The following is a 426-nucleotide window of genomic DNA, read 5'->3' on the forward strand; positions in this document are numbered from 1 at the left end:
CTGAACTTCGACCTCTCCGTCTTCGAAGTCTTCGCGCCGCTGGTGAGCGGCGGCACGGTGGTGGTGGCGGAGAACGCGCTGGCACTGGCGGGGCTGAAGGAAGCGGGCCGCGTCACGCTGCTGAACACAGTGCCGTCGGCGGTGGCGGAGTTGGTGCGAAGCGGAGGCATCCCGTCGTCGGTGGAGACGGTGAACCTGGCGGGTGAAGCGCTGCCGAACCGGTTGGTGCAGGCGCTGTACGCGCTGCCGCAGGTGAAGGAGGTCAACAACCTCTACGGCCCGACGGAAGACACGACGTACTCGACGCACGCGCGAGTGGAGCGCGGAGCGAAGACGGAGCCGAGGATTGGCCGTCCGCTGGAGGGCACGCAGGCGTACGTGCTGGACACGCACGGGCAGCCGGTGCCGGTGGGTGTGCCCGGAGAG

General features: G+C 69.0%; 1 protein-coding gene. It reads left to right on the forward strand.

The window, feature by feature from the left end; genetic code table 11:
- A partial coding sequence (locus tag ACLEQD_RS45155) for an AMP-binding protein (protein WP_410392032.1) occupies positions 1–426 on the forward strand: 426 nt, incomplete at both ends.

Origin of the sequence: Corallococcus sp. 4LFB, assembly GCF_046520365.1 — a bacterium.
Taxonomy (GTDB): domain Bacteria; phylum Myxococcota; class Myxococcia; order Myxococcales; family Myxococcaceae; genus Corallococcus; species Corallococcus caeni.